The 14034-nt window shown below is 56.4% G+C and carries 10 protein-coding genes and 1 pseudogene; 6 read left to right on the forward strand and 5 right to left on the reverse strand.

The features are described 5' to 3' along the window. Positions 1-204 precede the first annotated feature (204 nt). From potA to potD, 4 genes are read left to right on the forward strand one after another with little or no spacing between them, the layout of a single operon-like run. Complete coding sequence (gene potA / locus DAI21_RS18235; RefSeq protein ID WP_107703861.1) at positions 205-1341, forward strand: spermidine/putrescine ABC transporter ATP-binding protein PotA; 1137 nt, start codon at positions 205-207, stop codon at positions 1339-1341. Further along, complete coding sequence (gene potB / locus DAI21_RS18240) at positions 1325-2182, forward strand: spermidine/putrescine ABC transporter permease PotB (protein ID WP_102103462.1); 858 nt, start codon at positions 1325-1327, stop codon at positions 2180-2182. The genes potA and potB overlap by 17 nt, the downstream gene beginning before the upstream one ends. Next, a complete protein-coding gene (gene potC, locus DAI21_RS18245) occupies positions 2179-2970 on the forward strand; it encodes a spermidine/putrescine ABC transporter permease PotC (RefSeq protein ID WP_100780556.1) in 792 nt (263 codons plus the stop codon). The genes potB and potC overlap by 4 nt, the downstream gene beginning before the upstream one ends. Then, positions 2967-4013, forward strand: coding sequence for a spermidine/putrescine ABC transporter substrate-binding protein PotD (gene potD, locus DAI21_RS18250; RefSeq protein ID WP_102103461.1), 1047 nt, complete (start codon positions 2967-2969; stop codon positions 4011-4013). The genes potC and potD overlap by 4 nt, the downstream gene beginning before the upstream one ends. 40 nt (positions 4014-4053) lie before the next feature. Here potD and cobB read toward each other — a convergent pair whose 3' ends face one another. The 5 genes and pseudogenes from cobB to lolC all read right to left on the reverse strand — a co-directional run bounded on the left by cobB (position 4054) and on the right by lolC (position 8993). After that, positions 4054-4875: a Sir2 family NAD+-dependent deacetylase gene (gene cobB / locus DAI21_RS18255; RefSeq protein ID WP_102103460.1), complete on the reverse strand. Its 822-nt coding sequence runs from the start codon at positions 4873-4875 to the stop codon at positions 4054-4056. A gap of 15 nt (positions 4876-4890) precedes the next feature. Continuing rightward, positions 4891-5802 (reverse strand): N-acetylglucosamine kinase, encoded by a 912-nt coding sequence (gene nagK / locus DAI21_RS18260; RefSeq protein WP_107703862.1) that lies wholly within the window; start codon positions 5800-5802, stop codon positions 4891-4893. 54 nt (positions 5803-5856) lie between these two features. Next, positions 5857-7101, reverse strand: coding sequence for a lipoprotein-releasing ABC transporter permease subunit LolE (lolE, locus tag DAI21_RS18265; RefSeq protein WP_107703863.1), 1245 nt, complete (start codon positions 7099-7101; stop codon positions 5857-5859). Continuing rightward, positions 7101-7802 (reverse strand): lipoprotein-releasing ABC transporter ATP-binding protein LolD, encoded by a 702-nt coding sequence (lolD, locus tag DAI21_RS18270; protein WP_107703864.1) that lies wholly within the window; start codon positions 7800-7802, stop codon positions 7101-7103. The genes lolE and lolD overlap by 1 nt, the downstream gene beginning before the upstream one ends. Further along, a pseudogene (gene lolC / locus DAI21_RS18275) lies at positions 7795-8993 on the reverse strand (lipoprotein-releasing ABC transporter permease subunit LolC). The gene lolD and the pseudogene lolC overlap by 8 nt, the downstream one beginning before the upstream one ends. 268 nt (positions 8994-9261) lie before the next feature. On the opposite strand from lolC, the gene DAI21_RS18280 reads away from it, so the two are divergent. Together DAI21_RS18280 and mfd are read left to right on the forward strand one after the other, a co-directional pair. After that, complete coding sequence (locus DAI21_RS18280; protein ID WP_107703865.1) at positions 9262-10335, forward strand: acyltransferase family protein; 1074 nt, start codon at positions 9262-9264, stop codon at positions 10333-10335. A 156-nt stretch (positions 10336-10491) separates the two neighbouring features. Then, positions 10492-13938: a transcription-repair coupling factor gene (mfd, locus tag DAI21_RS18285; protein WP_107703866.1), complete on the forward strand. Its 3447-nt coding sequence runs from the start codon at positions 10492-10494 to the stop codon at positions 13936-13938. Positions 13939-14034 lie beyond the last annotated feature (96 nt).

Consider the following 14034-nt stretch of genomic DNA (forward strand, 5'->3'; position numbering starts at 1 on the left):
ACCCAAATATTGCGTCAGGTCACTTTTATCCCGTAAACGAGAATATTTTCGATTTTGTCGTGATTCGTTAATAAATGTAGCTTATCAATCAGTCACAAGGATTGGTGATTTCAGTGGTTTGCCGTAGAATGACCGCCCTCATTAAGAGTCACCAAGGTGGTTACACACAAACCCCGCAGTCGGTAAACCCACCGACGCGTTTATATGGGACAGCGCCAAAAATTGAATACACAACCGGGAACACTGTCACCGCTGGTTCTTCTGTCGGGGATCAGCAAAAGTTTCGATGGTAAAACCGTCATTGACGATCTTAACCTGACTATCAATAACGGTGAGTTTCTCACGCTGCTCGGCCCCTCGGGCTGCGGCAAGACAACCGTTCTGCGCCTGATTGCCGGACTGGAAAGTGTCGACAACGGCCATATTCATCTCGAAAATCAGAACATCACCGATGTTCCCGCTGAACATCGTCACGTTAATACCGTCTTCCAGAGCTACGCCCTTTTCCCGCACATGACCGTGTTTGAAAACGTGGCATTCGGCCTGCGCATGCAGAAAACCCCTGCCGATCAGATTACCCCACGGGTGAACGACGCCCTGCGGATGGTTCAGCTCGACGAGTTCGCCCAGCGCAAACCGCATCAGCTCTCCGGCGGGCAGCAACAGCGCGTCGCCATTGCGCGCGCTGTGGTCAACAAACCCCGCCTGCTGCTGCTGGATGAGTCCCTCTCCGCACTCGATTACAAGCTGCGCAAACAGATGCAGAACGAGCTGAAAGCGTTGCAGCGTAAGCTCGGCATTACCTTTGTGTTCGTCACCCACGATCAGGAAGAGGCCCTGACCATGTCGGACCGTATCGTGGTGATGCGCGACGGCAAGATTGAGCAGGATGGCACGCCGCGTGAAATCTACGAGGAGCCGAAAAACCTGTTTGTGGCCAGCTTCATTGGCGAGATCAATATCTTTGACGCAACGGTCATTGAGCGTCTTGACGAACAGCGCGTGCGCGCCAGTGTCGAAGGCCGCGAGTGCAATATTTACGTTAATTTTGCGGTCGAAAAGGGCCAGAAACTCAACGTGATGCTGCGCCCGGAAGATCTGCGCGTCGATGAAATCCACGACACCGCTGATGCGGAAGGCCTTATCGGCTACATCCGCGAGCGTAACTACAAAGGGATGACGCTGGAGTCGGTGGTTGAGCTGGAAAACGGCAAAATGGTGATGGTCAGCGAGTTCTTTAACGAGGACGATCCGGACTTTGACCATCCGCTCGATCAGAAAATGGTCGTTAACTGGGTAGAGAGCTGGGAGGTTGTGCTGGCCGATGAAGAACACCAGTAAATTCCAGAATGTGGTGATCGCCACGATCGTGGGTTGGCTTGTGTTGTTTGTTTTCCTCCCCAACCTGATGATCATTGGCACCAGTTTTTTGACCCGCGACGACGCCAGTTTCGTCAAGCTGGTCTTTACGCTGGATAACTACGCACGCCTGCTGGACCCGCTCTACTTTGAGGTCCTGCTACATTCACTCAACATGGCGCTGATTGCGACCCTCGCCTGCCTGGTGCTGGGCTATCCCTTCGCCTGGTTTCTGGCCCGGCTGCCGCAAAAAGTCCGTCCGCTGCTGCTGTTTCTGCTGATAGTTCCCTTCTGGACCAATTCGCTGATTCGCATCTACGGCCTGAAGATTTTCCTCAGTACCAAAGGTTATCTGAACGAGTTTCTGCTGTGGCTGGGAGTGATTGATACACCGATCCGCATCATGTTTACTCCGAGCGCGGTGATTATCGGTCTGGTCTATATTCTGCTGCCGTTTATGGTGATGCCGCTCTATTCCAGTATCGAAAAGCTCGACAAACCGCTGCTCGAAGCGGCACGCGATCTGGGTGCCAGCAAACTACAAACCTTCCTCAGGATCATCATTCCGCTGACCATGCCGGGCATTATTGCCGGCTGTCTGCTGGTGATGCTCCCGGCGATGGGGCTATTTTACGTCTCCGATCTGATGGGCGGTGCGAAAAATCTGCTGATCGGCAACGTGATAAAAAGTCAGTTCCTGAACATTCGCGACTGGCCGTTCGGCTCTGCCACCAGCATTACGCTGACGGTGGTGATGGGCCTGATGCTGCTCGTCTACTGGCGCGCCTCCCGCTGGCTGAATAAACAGGGAGATCTCGAATGATCGGTCGTCTGCTGCGTGGCGGTTTTATGACCGCCATTTACGCCTATCTTTATATTCCGATTATCATTTTGATCGTGAACTCGTTTAACAGTTCACGTTTCGGGATCAACTGGCAAGGCTTTACCACCAACTGGTACAGCCTGCTGATGAACAACGACAGCCTGCTGCAAGCGGCACAGCACTCACTGACGATGGCGATAGCGTCGGCGACCTTCGCCACGCTGATTGGCTCGCTGACCGCCGTGGCGCTCTACCGCTACCGTTTTCGCGGTAAACCTTTCGTTAGCGGGATGCTGTTTGTGGTGATGATGTCGCCGGATATCGTGATGGCGATTTCACTGCTGGTGCTGTTTATGCTCATCGGCCTGCAGCTTGGCTTCTGGTCGCTGCTCTTTTCGCACATCACCTTCTGCCTGCCCTTCGTGGTGGTGACGGTTTACTCGCGTCTGAAGGGCTTTGACGTGCGAATGCTCGAAGCGGCGAAGGATCTGGGGGCGAGTGAGATGACCATTCTGCGCAAAATCATTCTGCCGCTGGCAATGCCGGCGGTCGCTGCCGGATGGCTTTTGAGCTTCACGCTGTCGATGGACGACGTGGTGGTCTCATCCTTTGTCACCGGGCCGAGCTATGAAATTCTGCCATTGAAAATCTACTCAATGGTGAAAGTCGGTGTGTCACCGGAGGTGAACGCGCTGGCGACGATTCTGTTGGTGTTATCGCTGGTGATGGTGATTGCCAGCCAGATTATTGCTCGTGATACAACGAAATCTCAGGGGACGTTAAAATGAAAAAATGGTCACGCCACCTGCTCGCGGCAGGTGCTCTCGCAATCGGCATGAGCGCCGCGCACGCGGACGACAGTAAGACGCTCTACTTCTACAACTGGACCGAGTATGTGCCGCCAGGCCTGCTTGAACAGTTCACCAAAGAGACGGGGATCAAGGTGATCTATTCGACCTACGAGTCGAATGAAACCATGTACGCCAAGCTCAAAACCTACAAAGACGGCGCCTATGATGTAGTAGTGCCGTCCACCTATTTCGTCGACAAAATGCGCAAAGAGGGCATGATCCAGAAGATCGACAAGACGAAATTAACCCACTTCGGCAACCTCGATCCGGAGATGCTGAACAAGCCGTTCGACCCGAATAATGATTACTCTATCCCCTACATCTGGGGCGCAACCGCCATCGGTGTAAACAGCGACGAGATCGACCCGAAAACCGTCACCAGCTGGGCCGACCTGTGGAAACCGGAGTATAAAGGCAGCCTGCTGCTGACGGACGATGCGCGCGAAGTGTTCCAGATGGCGCTGCGCAAACTGGGCTATTCCGGTAACAGCACCGACCCGAAAGAGATCGAAGCGGCCTATAACGAGCTGAAAAAGCTGATGCCAAACGTAGCAGCGTTTAACTCCGATAACCCGGCTAACCCGTATATGGAAGGCGAAGTGAATCTGGGGATGGTGTGGAACGGTTCTGCGTACGTTGCGCGTCAGGCCGGTACGCCGCTTCAGGTCGTCTGGCCGAAAGAAGGCGGGATCTTCTGGATGGACAGCCTCTCGATTCCGTCTAACGCCAAAAACGTCGACGGTGCGATGAAGCTGATTAACTTCCTGCTGCGCCCTGAAGTGGCAAAACAGGTGGCGGAAACCATTGGCTATCCGACGCCAAATCTGGCGGCACGCAAGCTGCTTAGCCCAGAGGTGGCGAACGATAAATCACTGTATCCGGATGCGGAAACCGTGAAGAAAGGCGAATGGCAAAACGATGTGGGCGACGCGAGCCGCATTTATGAAGAGTATTATCAGAAGTTAAAAGCAGGCCGATAGCGTTAACCGGCCCTCTTCCCTACGAAGAGGGCCGGGAAAATTACAATCCCTTCAAGAGCTTTTCGACAAAATCTGGCACCACAACGCTCGCCAGACCATACTGTTTCTCTTCAAACTCGCTGCCGACCTGGCTCGGTTCCAGATTCAGCTCAACCGTGTGCGCACCGTGCAGCCGTGCTTCATGCACAAAACCCGCCGCCGGATAGACATGCCCTGACGTGCCAATCGCAATAAACACATCTGCCATCGCCAGCGCGCTGTAGATCTCGTCCATACCCAGCGGCATTTCGCCGAACCACACCACGTGTGGACGCAGAGGTGACGGGAACTGGCAACAATGGCACTTGTCATCGAGCGTGATATCACCGGTCCAGTCGAGAACCTGACCGCTCCACGCGCAGCGCACTTTCAGCAGCTCGCCGTGCATGTGGATGATATTGTGATTCCCGGCGCGTTCATGCAGGTTGTCAATATTCTGCGTCACCAGCAGGAAGCGGTCGCCCAGCGCCTCTTCCAGCTTCGCCAGCGCCAGATGCGCCGCATTGGGCGCAATCTCCGGCGACTGTAGCTGACGGCGGCGGTCATTATAGAACGTCTGCACCAGCTCAGGATTACGGGCAAAGCCTTCCGGCGTTGCTACGTCTTCGACGCGATGTTCTTCCCACAATCCATCCGTGGCGCGAAACGTCCGGATCCCGGACTCGGCGGATATCCCCGCCCCGGTCAGTACCACGACTCTTGGCTTTTCCATACCTTCTGGCATCACCCTGTCTCTGAAAAAAATCCGCTGGCGTAAGCGCTCACGCAGGCGGCGTTTATTTTTGCGAAAACGGCTCAGTCGACCTAACCGACGCGACAGCATAAAAACCTCGTATAACTAGCGGGTGAGATGAAGGAATGCCGCACCGCGCATGCCTCCGGCATCCCCATGACGCGCACGTTCAATACGCGGTACGCGGGCGACCGGCAGCAAATGTCGGGGCAGTCGCCCGGACAAATGCTCCGTGATCACCGAAAAGTTGGATAACCCGCCACCGATCACCAGTAAATCGGGATCGACAATGGTCAGAATATTGCCCAGACACACCGCCAGCAGATCAAGATAGCGCTCAACGTGTTCGCGGGCCTGTTCATCGCCCTGCTCCCACAAGGTGATGATTTCCGGCGCTTCACGTTTCTGATGATAGAAGTGTTCGTAAAGCCATGCAAACCCGCGACCGGAAAGATAATTCTCAATGCAACCGTGCTGCCCACAGCCACAGCGGGTCAGGGGAAAATCACGCCCGACCACCTCCAGCGCATCCACCGGCAGGCGGATATGGCCGAACTCACCGGTAATATAACTGCGACCGGTAATCGGCTTGCCGTTAATGATAATCCCGCCGCCAACGCCCGTCCCCAGAATCAGCCCCATGACTAACGGGTACTGACGGAACTCATCGTCCCAGGCTTCGGAGAGGGCAAAGCAGTTGGCATCGTTATCGAGACGCACATCGCGTTCAAGGAGAGCAGAGAGATCGGCGCGCAACGGTTTGCCGCTGGCGGCAGGCACGTTGGCGGCGTAGAGCGTACCGTCGTCGGTTTCCGGCATCCCCGGAATACCAATCCCCACGGAGCCTTTCACGCCAAAACGGGTGTCTGCGTCGGTCACCAGGGCGGCGATCGCGTTCAGAAAGTCGTCGTAACTGTCGCGCGGCGTGGGAACACGGGTTTCCCACTGCAATTTGAGCTGTTCATCAAATACGCCGAGCGCAATTTTAGTGCCGCCAATATCAAATCCATAATACATAACGCATTCCTCTTTCTGATTTGGCGGCCCGAAAACCGCTAAATCATGACGTAATTACTGGCCACTTAGCACCCTCGCCGGATCAATTCGGCTTGCGCGACGCGCTGGATACCAGCTTGCCAGCAGACTCAGTAAAAGTGCTGTAACCAGCACATAAATAACGTCCAGCCAGTGCAATTCAGACGGCAGGAAGTCAATAAAATAGATGTCACCCGACAGGAATTGATGTCCAATCAGCTTTTCAATGCCGTTGATAATCGGCGTCAGCTGCAGGGAAACCACCACGCCGATCACCACGCCGCAGAGGCTGCCAAACAGACCCGCCAGCAGACCATACCAGACGAAAATGGCACGAATAAGACCGTCTTTCGCGCCCAGCGTGCGCAGAACGGCAATGTCGCTGCTCTTGTCTTTAACGGCCATCACCAGCGTCGAGACGATGTTAAAACAGGCCACGCCAATCACCAGCACCATCGCCAGATACATAATGGCGCGGATCATCTGAATATCGCGATACATATAGCCGTAGGTGCCAATCCAGCTTTTGATATAGACGTAGCTGTTGGTCACGCCACCGGCGTCGCGCACCAGTTTATTCGCGTTAAAGACGTCGTTGACCTTAATGGCGATACCGGTGACGCTGTCCGCCATATCCAGGTATTGACGCGCATCGTCGAGCGGGACCATCGCAAAGCTATGATCGAGCTGACCGCTCAGGGCTAAAATCCCGGTCACGTGCAGACGCACGCGCTTCGGCTGCTGGAGTTTGTGATCGGCACTGGCGTTCGGGATCATGATGGACACCCAGTCGCCCTGCTTCACCTTCAGCGCATCCGCGACACCTTTGCCGATGATAATCTGCTGCTCACCCGCTTTAAAGTTCGCCCACGCGCCGTTCTGCACAAACTGTGGCAACGCACTCAAACGCGCTTCCTGCTGCGGGTTCACCCCTTTTACCTGAATGGCGCGTAGATTCGCTCCGCTCTCCACCAGGCCGGTGAAGTTGATGTAAGGTGCTGCGGCCACAATGCCCGGCACCTTTTCCACTTTCGTGAGCGCCTCGCTCCAGTGGGTCCACGGCTGATTCACCGGTTCAATTTCGCCGTGCGGAACCACCGCCAGAATGCGGTTATTCAGCTCACGTTCAAAGCCGTTCATCGCGCTTAAGCCGACGATCAGCACCGCCACGCCGAGCGCGATACCCACGGTAGAGATCACGGAAATCAGCGACACCATGCCGCCGCGACGACGGCCACGGCTAAAGCGCATACCGATCAATAAGGATAACGATGACGCCATTACTCGGCTCCCATCAGGGTCAGTTCCGCCGTCAGACGACCGTCACGCATCTCCAGCTGACGGCTCATGCGTCGCGCCAGCTGCAGATCGTGGGTCACCACCAGGAACGCCGTTCCCTGGGAGGCGTTCAGTTCGCCGAGGAGCTGGAAAATGCTGTCTGCGTTGCGCGCATCAAGGTTACCGGTCGGTTCGTCCGCCAGCACCAGACGCGGGTTATTCACCAGCGCACGGGCAATCGCCACACGCTGGCGTTCGCCACCGGAAAGTTCAGACGGACGATGGTTCCCACGATGGCCGAGGCCAACAGCTTTCAGCATGTCGCTGGCGCGGGTGTTGATCTCTGCCGGTTTCTTTTTACCAATTAGCAGCGGCATCGCGACGTTTTCCAGCGCGGTGAAATCAGGCAGCAGGTGGTGGAACTGGTAGATAAAGCCAAGAGACTGATTACGCAGATCGGCTTTCGCCGTCGACGTCATTTTGCTCATCGGCTGGCCGGAGAAGATCACATCGCCGGAGGTCGGCGTATCCAGCCCGCCCAGCAGGTGCAGCAAGGTACTTTTACCCGAGCCGGAGCTACCGACAATCGCCATCATCTCGCCTTCGCCTACGCTGAAACTGACCTCATGCAGGACATCGGTCTGCACGGAGCCTTCCTGATAGCGTTTGGACAGGTTGTCGCATTGCAACAGGATCTTATTCATAACGTAAAGCCTCAGCGGGTTGAGTGGCGGCGGCGCGCCAGGAAGGATAAAGCGTAGAGAGCAGCGCAATGGCCATCGCGACCAGCGCAATACCCACGACCTGCAGCGGCTCGATCGCCACCGGCAGCGCGGCACCGTCGAGCAGAATACCGATAATCGGCATCAAATTATTGAGCTGGCTGGCGAGCAGCGCACCCAGTACGGCACCCAGCAGCGCCCCGATAATCCCGGCGCTCGCCCCTGAACCATAAACACCGCCATAATCTGGCGCGGCGTCAGCCCCTGGGTTTGCAGGATCGCCACTTCGCCCTGCTTTTCCATCACCATCAGGCCAAGCGACGTGATGATGTTAAACGCGGCAACGGCGACGATCAGGCTTAGCAGCAGGCCCATCATGTTCTTTTCCATGCGCACGGCCTGGAACAGCTCGCCTTTACGCTCGCGCCAGTCCTGCCATTTGGTGCCTTCCGGAAGTTTTTGCTCGCTCAGAACGTCCACTTTCAGCGGTTCGTTGAGCCACAAACGCCAGCCGCTGATGTTACCCAACGGGTAACGCATCAGGCGGGAGGCGTCCTGAATATTCACCAGCATTTGATAGCCGTCGACTTCGCTGTTAGCGGCGAAGGTGCCGATCACGTTGAACAGGCGCTGGCTCGGCAAGCGCCCCATCGGGGTGAACTGGCTGGCTGACGGCACCATCACGCGCAGCTGATCGCCACGGTTGACGCCAAGCTGTCCGGCGAGCTGCTCGCCGAGAATAACGTTGTATTTGCCCGGCTCAAGATCGGTCTGTTTGACGTTAACCAGATACGGAGTGAGGGGATCTTTCTGCGCCGGATCGATGCCCAGCATCACCCCCACCGACACGCTGCGCGCGCTTTGTAGCACCACGTCACCCGTTGTCAGCGGCGCAATACGGCTGACGCCCTGTAACTTCACGGCGCTTTCGGGCAGCTGTTGCGGATTAATGGAGCCCTGAGAGGAAGAGAGAACCGCCTGCGGCATCAGTCCCAGGATGTTGTTTTGCAGCTCGCGCTCGAAGCCATTCATCACGGACAGAACCGTCACTAAAGCCATCACGCCAAGCGTAATGCCAATAGTGGAAAGCCAGGAGACAAAGCGACCGAAGCGGTCCGCGGCGCGCCCACGCATGTAACGTAAGCCTATAAAGAGTGCGACAGGTTGGTACATGAAATCCGTCTGGTTGCTGATAGCAGACCCACGAGTATATAAGCGAATCCGTTAAGCGTAAATGACTGAAACCGTAAGCTTTGGTAATGATTTTGGCGAAAAAACAAGAAAAATCATCAGGCTACTTGTCGAACGGCCTCTCATTATGCCCGCGCCCTTCTCCACCTTTTCTGAAAATCGTCCTGATACAGACTCTTACTGATTACATCTAACGCCGGTTCGCCCAGGATTAACGCCTTCTTTATGGTAAAACAGGTATCAAAGACCGATGAAACAAAAAGCATTATGGATTAATCAGATAAAAGGGCTGTGCATCTGCCTGGTGGTGATTTACCACTCGGTGATCACCTTTTATCCTCATCTAAGCGGGCTACAGCATCCGCTTTCCGGTCTGCTCGCCAAATGCTGGGTCTATTTTAATCTCTATCTCGCACCGTTTCGCATGCCGGTGTTTTTCTTCATTTCGGGCTATTTGATTCGTCGCTACATTGATGACGTCGGCTGGCGGGTCAGCTTCGATAAGCGGATCTGGAGTATCGTCTGGGTACTGGCGCTGTGGGGCGTGTTGCAGTGGCAGGCGCTGAGCCATATCAACGCCTGGCTTGCGCCGGAGCGTGAATTAGCCACCTCTTCCAACGCCGCCTACGCCGGTTCGATAAGCGAATTTATTCGCGGCATGCTCACCGCCAGCACCAGCCTCTGGTATCTGTATGCGCTGATCGTCTATTTCACCCTCTGTAAATTGCTCAGCCGCTGGAAACTGCCGGTGCTCGCGGTGCTGGCTCTGGCGAGCGTGGCGATCAACTTCCTGCCGCTGCCCTGGTGGGGCATGAACAGCGTAGTGCGTAACATGATTTACTACAGTCTCGGTGCCTGGTACGGCGCGCAGCTGATGGAGTGGATGAAAGGCATGGTGATACGCCGCTACTGGCTGCCGATAGTGGCGTTCGGTGGGATCTCCGTGGTGCTATGGTTTGCCAACGTTCCCCTGCTGCTGTCGCTCCTGTCGATTCTGCTGATTATGAAACTGTTTTACAGCATCGAGCAACGTTACGCCGTCCACCCGAATAATCTGCTGAACATCGTCGGCTCGAACACCATTGCGATCTACACCACGCATCGCATTTTGATCGAAGGTTTTAGTCTGTTCCTGATTGGCGAACTTAACGGCGGCAACTGGCCGGTCTGGGCGGAACTGACCCTGATTCTGGTCTATCCGTTCGTCAGCCTGCTGGTCTGTACGCTGTTCGGACTGGGCGCGCGAAAAGTCTCCAGCGCGCTGTTTGGCGACCTTTTCTTTGCCCCTCCCGCCCGTCTCGCACCGGTTGAGGCGACCCGATAATGCTTCCCCTCGCCCTCATTCGAGGGCGAATTCACCCTGTGTGCGGTTCCGGTTTGCTAATGTAAAACGATCAAGGATAATAAAGACATTGCGTATCAGTGATATGCCCCAATACTGTGTTTAGGGTATATATCCATAAGAGATTCTGACAAAGCCATGCCTGAACAATACCGTTATTCCCTGCCCGGCAAAGCGGGTGACCAGCGCCAGCTAGGCGAACTGACGGGCGCCGCCTGCGCCACGCTGGTCGCAGAGATCGCTGAGCGCCACGCGGGCCCGGTGGTGCTGGTTGCCCCCGATATGCAAAACGCGCTCCGTCTGCACGACGAGATCCGCCAGTTTACCGACAGTCTGGTGTTTAACCTGGCCGACTGGGAAACCCTGCCCTACGACAGTTTTTCCCCCCATCAGGAGATTATCTCCTCGCGCCTCTCCACCCTCTATCAGCTGCCGTCGATGCAGCGCGGGGTTTTGATCGTGCCGGTGAATACCCTGATGCAGCGCGTGTGTCCGCACAGCTACCTGCATGGCCACGCGCTGGTGATGAAAAAAGGTCAGCGCCTGTCGCGCGATGCCCTGCGTGCGCAGCTCGACAGCGCAGGCTATCGCCACGTCGATCAGGTGATGGAGCACGGCGAATACGCCACGCGCGGCGCACTGCTGGATCTCTACCCGATGGGCAGCGATCAGCCGTACCGTCTGGATTTCTTTGATGATGAAATCGACAGTCTGCGGGTATTCGACCCGGACACCCAGCGCACGCTGGAAGAGGTTGAGGCGATCAATTTACTGCCTGCCCACGAATTCCCGACGGACAAAACCGCCATCGAACTGTTCCGCAGCCAGTGGCGCGATAAGTTCGATGTGAAGCGTGACGCCGAGCATATCTATCAGCAGGTGAGCAAAGGCACCCTGCCCGCAGGCATTGAATACTGGCAGCCGCTGTTCTTCAGCGAGCCGCTTCCGGCCCTGTTCAGCTATTTCCCGGCCAAAACCCTGATCGTCAATACCGGCGATCTCGACGCCAGCGCCACCCGCTTTGAGAGCGAAACCCGCGCCCGTTTTGAAAACCGTGGCGTCGACCCGATGCGCCCGCTGTTGCCGCCAGAACAGCTGTGGTTGCGCACCGACGAGCTGTTTTCAGAGCTGAAAAAATGGCCGCGCGTACAGCTCAAAACGGAGAGTCTGCCGGATAAAGCTGCGAACACTAACCTGGCGTTTAAGACGCTGCCGGACCTGTCCGTTCAGGCGCAGCAAAAATCGCCGCTGGATAATCTGCGCAAGTTCCTCGAATCCTTTACCGGCCCGGTGATTTTCTCGGTCGAAAGTGAAGGCCGTCGCGAGGCGCTGGGCGAACTGCTGGCGCGCATCAAAGTGTCGCCTAAACGGATCCTGCGTCTCGACGAAGCCGCCGATAACGGCCGCTATCTGATGATTGGCTCTGCCGAGCACGGTTTTATCGATACCCTGAATAATCGGGCGCTGATCTGCGAAAGCGATCTCCTTGGCGAGCGCGTGGCGCGTCGTCGACAGGACAACCGTCGCACCATTAATCCGGACACGCTGATTCGCAACCTGGCCGAGCTGCACGTCGGCCAGCCGATTGTGCATCTGGAGCACGGCGTGGGGCGCTACGCGGGAATGACCACCCTCGAAGCGGGCGGGATCACTGCCGAATATCTGATGATCACCTATCTCGGTGACGCAAAACTTTATGTTCCGGTCTCCTCTCTGCATCTGATCAGCCGCTACGCCGGTGGCGCGGAAGAGAGTGCTCCGCTGCATAAACTGGGCAGCGATGCCTGGACCCGCGCGCGGCAGAAAGCCGCCGAAAAAGTGCGTGATGTGGCGGCCGAGCTGCTGGATATTTACGCCCAGCGCGCAGCGAAATCCGGCTACGCCTTCAAACACGATAAAGATCAGTATCAGCTGTTCTGCGACAGCTTCCCGTTTGAAACCACGCCGGATCAGGCTCAGGCCATCAACGCTGTCTTAAGCGATATGTGTCAGCCGCTGGCGATGGACCGTCTGGTGTGCGGCGACGTCGGCTTTGGCAAAACCGAAGTGGCGATGCGCGCGACCTTCCTCGCCGTCGAAAACAACAAACAGGTTGCTGTGCTGGTGCCCACCACGCTGCTGGCGCAACAGCACTACGACAACTTCCGCGACCGCTTTGCCAACTGGCCGGTGCGTATTGAGATGCTGTCGCGTTTTCGCAGCCCCAAAGAGCAGACGCAGATTCTGGAGCAGGCCAGCGAAGGTAAAATCGACATTCTGATCGGCACCCACAAACTGCTACAAAGCGACGTGAAGTGGAAAGATTTGGGCCTGCTGATTGTCGATGAAGAGCATCGCTTCGGCGTGCGTCACAAAGAACGGATCAAAGCGATGCGCGCGGATGTCGATATCCTGACCCTCACCGCGACCCCGATCCCGCGTACGCTGAATATGGCGATGAGCGGGATGCGCGATCTGTCGATCATTGCCACTCCACCGGCCCGTCGTCTGGCGGTGAAAACTTTTGTCCGCGAGTACGACAGCCTGGTGGTGCGCGAGGCGATTCTGCGTGAAGTCCTGCGCGGCGGCCAGGTGTACTACCTCTATAACGACGTGGAAAATATCCAGAAAGCGGCGGATAAGCTGGCGGAACTGGTGCCGGAGGCGCGCATTGCCATCGGCCACGGCCAGATGCGCGAGCGCGAGCTGGAGCGGGTGATGAACGATTTCCATCACCAGCGTTTCAACGTGCTGGTCTGTACCACCATTATCGAAACCGGGATCGACATTCCGACGGCGAATACCATCATTATCGAACGGGCCGATCACTTTGGTCTGGCGCAGCTCCACCAGCTGCGCGGTCGTGTAGGGCGTTCTCACCATCAGGCCTACGCCTGGCTGCTGACGCCACACCCGAAAGCGATGACCACTGACGCGCAAAAGCGTCTGGAAGCCATCGCTTCGCTAGAAGATCTCGGTGCAGGTTTTGCACTGGCGACCCACGATCTGGAGATTCGCGGCGCAGGCGAGCTGCTCGGCGAAGACCAGAGCGGATCGATGGAAACCATCGGCTTCTCGCTCTACATGGAGCTGCTGGAAAACGCCGTCGATGCGCTAAAAGAGGGACGCGAACCGTCGCTGGAAGATCTCACCAGCCAGCAAACGGAAGTGGAACTGCGGATGCCATCCCTGCTGCCGGACGATTTTATCCCGGACGTCAACACGCGGCTGTCATTCTACAAACGCATCGCCAGTGCTAAAAATGAGGCGGAGCTTGAGGAGATCAAAGTCGAGCTGATCGACCGCTTTGGCCTGCTGCCGGATGCAGCGCGCAATCTGCTGGATATCGCGCGTCTGCGCCAGCTGGCTCAGAAACTGGGTATTCGCAAGCTGGAAGGCAATGATAAAGGCGGTGTGATTGAGTTTGCCGAGAAGAACCACGTCGACCCAATGTGGCTCATCGGCCTGCTGCAGAAGCAACCGCAGCACTTCCGCCTTGATGGGCCGACGCGTCTGAAGTTCATGCAAGAACTGAGCGACCGCAAAACGCGGATGGAATGGGTCCGTAACTTTATGCGCCAGCTCGAAGAGAACGCGGCGGCATAACCTCGTGGCCGGGCGGCAATATCACCGCCCGGCCATTAATTTACAAACTCTTTGCACTTCTCCTGATTTCCCGACACGCCCCCTGGTCATAATCAT

This window comes from Lelliottia sp. WB101, from assembly GCF_003051885.1.
Lineage (GTDB): Bacteria > Pseudomonadota > Gammaproteobacteria > Enterobacterales > Enterobacteriaceae > Enterobacter > Enterobacter nimipressuralis.

Excerpts from the sequence above, each read along its gene's own strand:
- mfd (WP_107703866.1), top strand. The coding sequence starts at position 10,492 with ATGCCTGAACAATACCGTTATTCCCTGCCCGGCAAAGCGGGTGACCAG.
- potB (WP_102103462.1), top strand. The coding sequence starts at position 1,325 with ATGAAGAACACCAGTAAATTCCAGAATGTGGTGATCGCCACGATCGTG.
- nagK (WP_107703862.1), bottom strand. The coding sequence starts at position 5,802 with ATGTATTATGGATTTGATATTGGCGGCACTAAAATTGCGCTCGGCGTA.
- potA (WP_107703861.1), top strand. The coding sequence starts at position 205 with ATGGGACAGCGCCAAAAATTGAATACACAACCGGGAACACTGTCACCG.
- potC (WP_100780556.1), top strand. The coding sequence starts at position 2,179 with ATGATCGGTCGTCTGCTGCGTGGCGGTTTTATGACCGCCATTTACGCC.
- lolD (WP_107703864.1), bottom strand. The coding sequence starts at position 7,802 with ATGAATAAGATCCTGTTGCAATGCGACAACCTGTCCAAACGCTATCAG.
- lolE (WP_107703863.1), bottom strand. The coding sequence starts at position 7,101 with ATGGCGTCATCGTTATCCTTATTGATCGGTATGCGCTTTAGCCGTGGC.
- cobB (WP_102103460.1), bottom strand. The coding sequence starts at position 4,875 with ATGCTGTCGCGTCGGTTAGGTCGACTGAGCCGTTTTCGCAAAAATAAA.
- potD (WP_102103461.1), top strand. The coding sequence starts at position 2,967 with ATGAAAAAATGGTCACGCCACCTGCTCGCGGCAGGTGCTCTCGCAATC.
- DAI21_RS18280 (WP_107703865.1), top strand. The coding sequence starts at position 9,262 with ATGAAACAAAAAGCATTATGGATTAATCAGATAAAAGGGCTGTGCATC.